This is a genomic window from Sessilibacter sp. MAH3 (assembly GCF_054658275.1).
This window is the reverse complement of sequence record NZ_BAAGIE010000057.1, coordinates 1-5,644: the sequence shown is the minus strand read 5'-3', so window position 1 is coordinate 5,644 and position 5,644 is coordinate 1. Positions and strand designations below refer to the sequence as shown.

Annotated in this window: 6 protein-coding genes and 4 tRNA genes; all 10 read left to right on the top strand. The window is 42.8% G+C overall.

Going from position 1 to position 5,644, the window contains the following annotated elements; translation table 11 throughout:
• Positions 1 to 285: 285 nt before the first annotated feature.
• Entirely contained in the window at positions 286 to 855 is a 570-nt protein-coding gene (locus tag ACYQ2C_RS18450) for a chorismate pyruvate-lyase family protein (RefSeq protein ID WP_460049485.1), read from the top strand.
• 6 nt (positions 856 to 861) lie between these two features.
• Positions 862 to 1,974 (top strand): alanine racemase, encoded by a 1,113-nt coding sequence (alr, locus tag ACYQ2C_RS18445; RefSeq protein ID WP_460104612.1) that lies wholly within the window; start codon positions 862 to 864, stop codon positions 1,972 to 1,974.
• A gap of 1 nt (position 1,975) precedes the next feature.
• The gene (birA, locus tag ACYQ2C_RS18440; protein WP_460104613.1) at positions 1,976 to 2,989 is read left to right on the top strand and encodes a bifunctional biotin--[acetyl-CoA-carboxylase] ligase/biotin operon repressor BirA; all 1,014 of its coding nucleotides are present in this window, start codon (positions 1,976 to 1,978) and stop codon (positions 2,987 to 2,989) included.
• Entirely contained in the window at positions 2,973 to 3,746 is a 774-nt protein-coding gene (locus ACYQ2C_RS18435; RefSeq protein WP_460104615.1) for a type III pantothenate kinase, read from the top strand. Before birA ends, ACYQ2C_RS18435 begins: the two co-directional genes overlap by 17 nt.
• Before the next feature lie 46 nt (positions 3,747 to 3,792).
• On the top strand, positions 3,793 to 4,509 hold the full coding sequence (locus tag ACYQ2C_RS18430) for an SPOR domain-containing protein (protein WP_460049489.1): 717 nt from the start codon (positions 3,793 to 3,795) through the stop codon (positions 4,507 to 4,509).
• A gap of 58 nt (positions 4,510 to 4,567) precedes the next feature.
• Positions 4,568 to 4,643: transfer RNA gene (locus ACYQ2C_RS18425), tRNA-Thr, on the top strand.
• Positions 4,644 to 4,717: 74 nt separating this feature from the next.
• Positions 4,718 to 4,801 (top strand) — tRNA-Tyr (locus ACYQ2C_RS18420).
• 160 nt (positions 4,802 to 4,961) lie between these two features.
• Positions 4,962 to 5,035: transfer RNA gene (locus tag ACYQ2C_RS18415), tRNA-Gly, on the top strand.
• 10 nt (positions 5,036 to 5,045) lie between these two features.
• Positions 5,046 to 5,121: transfer RNA gene (locus ACYQ2C_RS18410), tRNA-Thr, on the top strand.
• A gap of 134 nt (positions 5,122 to 5,255) precedes the next feature.
• Positions 5,256 to 5,644, top strand: a 389-nt coding sequence (locus tag ACYQ2C_RS18405) for a GTP-binding protein (RefSeq protein WP_460104617.1), incomplete at its 3' end; no start/stop codon positions are given.

Genomic DNA, 5,644 nt, shown 5'->3' with positions numbered 1-5,644 from the left:
GCCGATGGTAGTGTGGGGTCTCCCCATGTGAGAGTAGGTCATCGTCAAGCTCTTAACTCTAAAAGGGCCATCCTAAAGGATGGCCCTTTTTTTATGTCTATTCCACGCATTGAAGCTTTGTTCATTGGGATCAATGCTTTCAATCCTCTTTAGCTTTTAACATCTACCCCTGTATACCCCCGTAGTTGAGTTTAAATTCATTCTTATTTCGTTTTCTTGTTTTTCCATTTCCTGCTTGCTGATAACCTATTACTCTACAAAGCATTAATTAAGTTTGAGTAAACAATGAAATACCTTTTTGATTTGGCGGCCAACCCGATTTTTGTCAGTGGAGGTTGTGAGCAACTGCCCGATCACCTTTCAGATTTCCACTTCTCTAAGTTGCCAATGTTGCTGAGGATATTTTTATCAACTGACGGCACTGTATCCAAAGCCATTGAGGCCGCTTTTAACGAATCACTAAACGTTTCGTTAATCTCTGAGAGTACGTTAACAGTGGCGCCCAACGCGGAATCATTACTTCACCGAGAAATTAATTTAATCGGAAAGAAAAGCGGCCAGATATATACCTATGCGAGTTCCTATTTAAACCTATCTTATGTTCCTGATAATTTGTTGGATGAATTAAAAAATTCCGGCCATGGAGTTGGTTGGCTGTTGAGGAAAATGAATAAAGAGCAATATCGGGAAATATTTGATTTAGGATATTCTGAAGATCTTCCCGAACAATTCCGTCCCAAAGGTTTTTCGAAGGGTGTTTATAGAATTTACTGTATTCGCGTTGGTGGTGAGCGGTTTATGGAAATAACTGAGCACTATCCTTTAGATTTTTATACGAATTCAAGAGTTGTGTGACCGATTTTGTACTCTTATCAACCTTTGCTTAATATCGATTTAAATGCCATCGCAAAAAATTGGCGTTATATTCAAAGCATCTCTCACGGCGCTGAAGTATCCGCTGTTGTAAAAGCTGACGCTTATGGCTTGGGGGCTATACCTATTGCTTCGGAGCTAGAAAAGCATGGGTGTCGATCTTTTTTTGTCGCAACCTTAGACGAAGCAATAGAATTAAGTTCTGTGCTTCGTAAAAGCTCGGATATTTTTGTCTTTGATGGTTACCATAAGAATTTTGTAGGTGAATATAGCCATCACAATTTCATTCCTGTCTTGAACTCGATTGAGCAGATGCATCATTGGGTGGATTCCATTCGCTCAAACAGGTGCGCAGTCATGATCGATACGGGCATGAATCGACTCGGGTTGTCTACGTCTCAGGTATTAACCGCATTAACTAAGTATGCGGTTAAACCACGGTATTTTTTAAGCCATCTTGCTTGCGCCGACCAACCTGAAAATCCTATGAACCGCCAGCAGTTAAGTACCTTTAGCTCTCTGCTTAAAGAAGTTCCTCGGGATTATCCTTTGAAAATTAGTTTATCCAGTTCCTCAGGCGTTTTTCTTGGTAAATCATACTGTATGGACATGGTTCGTCCGGGTATAGCCCTTTATGGCTCTCAGACCTTTGCGGCAGAAAATTCACCGCTAATCAATCCGGTAGTCGAATTAAATGCACCAATTATCCAGTTGAGGGAGCTTGAAGAAGATGTCCCGGTGGGTTATGGAGCGACTGAAACGGTAGCTAAGGGGTCGTTATTGGCGACGGTCAGGATTGGTTATGCAGATGGTATCTGGAGACATCTACAGGGAAGATTGAAAGGGTATATTCAAGGAGTTGCTGTTTCTTTGGTGGGGCGTGTTTCCATGGATTATTGTACTTTCGATCTAACGCCACTGAAAATCCAATATCCTCATTTCCCAGTTAGGGTGGGCGATTTTCTTTCGATTTTAAATAATCAACAAACAATAGATGATGTTGCAGCTATGGCGAATACCATTCCATATGAGGTTCTGACAAGTTTAGGAAACCGGTGTCGAAGAATCTACGCATCTGAGTCTGCAGAAGGTTGTTTATAAAATGTCTAGTGATCACACGATAGAACATTTAATTCCTGTGCTTAATCTCTTGAGCGATGGGGAATACCACTCAGGTGAAGAAATTGGATCTATTCTTGGAGTTAGTCGCGCTGCAGTCTGGAAACAATTGAAAAAACTCGAGACGTTCGGCTGTAATATCGAATCCAATAAGGGCGTAGGTTATCGAATTAAACATCCAATATTTTGTTTGGACGTAGAAAAACTTAAATCTTTAGCAGACCGTCATCCGTTGGTTTCCAGTGTAGAAGTGATGATCTCTATCGAATCCACCAACTCTTACCTTTTGAGCCAAAAAGCCTCTAGCCTGTTTGCAGGAAAAATTGTGATAGCCGAAATGCAAACCTCTGGGAAGGGCCGTCGTGGACGTACCTGGCAGAGTCCATTTGGTCGCAATATTTATTTGTCGTTGGGTTGGAGAGTCACCGAGGGTATTTCTGCCCTTGAAGGCCTAAGTTTGGCGGTAGGCGTTGTTATTGTGCAGATTTTGAATAATTTAGCCGTTCGTGATATTGAGCTTAAGTGGCCTAATGATCTGATTTGGCGGGGAAGAAAGCTTGGCGGAATATTGATAGAGCTGGACGGCGATTTATCGGGTGATTGTAATGTGGTGGTTGGCGTTGGGCTAAATGTCGACATGTCAGACCAAGATTATCAAGCAATTGACCAACCCTGGGTGGATTTAAAAGAAATCGCTCTGGAGTCCGGGTGTAATCCACTTGATCGTACTGACTTGGCGAACCAATTAATTGTGGCGTTGGTAGATGCAGTGTCTACCTACTCAGAAAAGGGCTTTGAAGAATATCAGGATGCATGGAATGCGCATAATTATTCAAAGAACAAAGAAATAACTATAACAAGTGGGCAATCTTCCGTTTCCGGTATTCATAGAGGTGTGTCAGAGACTGGCGCGTTAATTCTAGAGACTAAAGGCCAGATTACTTTGCATAATGGTGGAGAGCTATCTTTGAGGCTTGTAGATGCTGCTACTCATTGATCAAGGAAACACTCGGGCGAAATTTCAGTTGCGCGATAAGAAAGGTGCTATTGCTGCTTCATTTAATTTGAATAACCTAGAGATCCCAGAGGCACGTTTTAGCGATAATCTGAAAAATATATCTCGCATCGTGATTGCCAGTGTCGCGAACACAGCCAATAAGTTATGGTTAACTTCCTTCTTACAGACTTTCATTCCCGACGTAAAAATCGATTTCGCGGTAACAGGTAAATCATTTGATCTGGTCCATAAGGTTGTAACAAACAGCTACACTGAAGTTAGTCAAATGGGAGTTGATCGCTGGTTGGCAACAATTGCTGCAGCGGATTACTGTCGTGCAGAAAATTGTGTAGTTGTAGATCTAGGTAGTGCAATTACCGTAGAGTTAATTAACGCAAACGGCGCACACGAAGGCGGATATATTATTCCCGGAATGCAAATGATGTTGAAAAGCTTATTTGCTGATACTGCGCAAGTTAAAGTACCAAACTTAACTGCTCAGCAAAATTTAAATCCCGGTAAAAACACGGCGTCTTGCGTTAGTAGCGGGATTTTGAATGCAGTCGTGGGAATTATTCATCGATCAGTAGCACAATTAGTTGAACTAAGCCCAAACAGTCCAACCCGGGTACTATTGACGGGTGGTGATGTAGCTTTAATAGAGAGCAATATCGATATCGCCGAGAAAAAAGAAAATCTGGTTTTCGATGGGCTTTATTTGTGGCAAAACTCCGCGATTAATGGTCGGGGAGTTTAATAGAATCGACCGGTAAATATTCAGCTCACGACAAGCTGGAGTGACTATGAAAGCAATTTTTATTTTGCTATTGATTATCAATGCAGTTTTTCTTTCTTTAAATGTCTTAGCTGCCTACGGAAATAAAAACAATTCCACGGCTACTACACCTATAGGTAAGGTTCATGGCAGTGATTTGCCTCGACTGAAATTGCTTAATGAATTGTCAACGGTAAATGATGACGATAACTCTCCTGTTGTGAGTCAAATTCAAAAAACATCTCAACCTCAAAATACGAATGCAGATTTATGTTCTCTTATTGGCCCTTATAAAAATTTGGCACGGGCAGATATTTTGGTTGAAAAGTTAGCCGCTCTGGATGTGAGTGCTAGTCTCAGAGAAGTTCTTGTCCCAGGAAAGACCTCGTATTGGGTTTACTTACCGTCATTGGGCTCTAGTGATGCCGCTTTCAGGAAGTTGAAAGAGCTACAGGCGAAATCGATAGACAGCTATGTAATTCCAAACGGAAATCTGCAGTATGGAATTTCATTAGGGTTGTTCAATGAAAAAAATGGCGCTGAGATTAAGCAAAAAGAGCTCGCAGCCAAAGGCTACGAAGTAAAAATCCACGAGGAAGTTAGAAAAATATCTCAAAATTGGGTCGTGGCATCCGCACAAAATGCATCCAAAATCAGTTCTGAGCGATGGAATAGTTTAATTGGTGACCAAGAAGGCATTGTTTATCAACAAAATTTCTGTCCAGATGTTGCATCTCGCGAATAGTTTCTCTAGAATCGCGCCTCCACTGACACAGGTAGTAATAATTACCTGTAATCGTAAAGCTGGCGTAGCTCAGTAGGTAGAGCAGCTGACTTGTAATCAGCCGGTCGGGGGTTCAATTCCTCTCGCCAGCTCCATATTTACAGTAAAGTTAGTGGTTTTGATTGACATTAAATTATTTGAGGTGGAAAATACGCGCCTCAAAATTAGGGCAGGGGTTCCCGAGTGGCCAAAGGGATCAGACTGTAAATCTGACGCGCAAGCTTCGGTGGTTCGAATCCACCCCCCTGCACCATGCTCTCGACAATGTTTGTCTGAAGAGAAAAATTCTGATGTCTTGATTGTGTTGTCATCAAGGTATCTGGGCGTGACTCAAGCTTCTCTGGTGAGTAATTAGTCTCACTAACCTCGCTATAGAATAGGTGGTTTGCTGTATTGAGTTATAGCCTGTTTTTGCGGGCATAGTTCAATGGTAGAACCTCAGCCTTCCAAGCTGATGATGCGGGTTCGATTCCCGCTGCCCGCTCCATGTTTATTTCGCTCAAGTAGCTCAGTTGGTAGAGCACACCCTTGGTAAGGGTGAGGTCGGCAGTTCAAGTCTGCTCTTGAGCTCCATTTTTTTGGCCTCTATTTAGTAGAGGTTGTATTTGAGATCTAAGTAATTGTACTTGGGGCTCGTTAATGCGGTAGGTGTCAAGGTTGTTACCTTGAAATGATCTGTCCCACGTCCCTGTTTAGGAGAGTTTGCAATGGCAAAGGCGACATTTGAACGTAGTAAACCCCACGTAAACGTGGGCACCATCGGTCACGTTGACCATGGTAAAACCACTTTGACAGCAGCTTTGACACGCGTATGTGCAGAAGTATGGGGCGGTACCGCTGTTGCTTTCGACGGTATCGATAACGCTCCAGAAGAACGTGAGCGCGGTATCACCATCGCAACTTCACACGTTGAATACGATTCTCCAAACCGTCACTACGCGCACGTTGACTGCCCAGGGCACGCCGACTACGTTAAAAACATGATTACCGGTGCGGCACAAATGGATGGCGCTATCCTAGTGTGTGGCGCAACCGACGGTCCAATGCCACAAACTCGTGAGCACATCTTGTTGTCTCGCCAAGTAGGTGTACCTTA